1 pseudogene is annotated in these 443 nt (G+C 34.5%); it reads right to left on the bottom strand.

The window, feature by feature from the left end:
* A pseudogene (locus PSH48_RS20965) lies at positions 1-339 on the bottom strand (GGDEF domain-containing protein); the annotation flags it as partial.
* Positions 340-443: the final 104 nt, after the last annotated feature.

Below are 443 nucleotides of genomic sequence, written 5' to 3'. Positions count from 1 at the left end.
CGCTAAATGCAGCGTAAAAAAGAGATACCCTATTAACAATAAAGCAAGTAATGCGCTTGCACAGGCACTGATAAGAAATGGTTTTTTTTGCTTTTGTAACTTCGCTTGATATAAATTAAAACCAAAACCTAGCGCTAGTAAAATAGCGAGCCAAGGTATTGCACTACTGACCATAGCTAAGCCAATGAGCCCAGTACATAAAAAGCTGAGTCTCATTACGTTACTTTTAACGGTTAATAGCGTGGCAACCATTGCCATTAAAAGTGCACCACTTAAAAAAATAGCTAAATTGCTGTAGCTCAATAACGTTCCATCCATAGCTGACGTACTCACTGACATTAAATAAAACATAGGTTTAAGAGTTAATTTTATACAAACTAACTAAGTTTACCCAATATCCATAAATTTAACAGTTTATTTACCCCAAACTGATAACTTAATTG

This window comes from Pseudoalteromonas sp. Angola-4, from assembly GCF_028599265.1.
Taxonomy (GTDB): domain Bacteria; phylum Pseudomonadota; class Gammaproteobacteria; order Enterobacterales; family Alteromonadaceae; genus Pseudoalteromonas; species Pseudoalteromonas atlantica.
The sequence above is the reverse complement of the archived record's forward strand: the minus strand, read 5'-3'. Positions and strand labels throughout refer to the sequence as shown.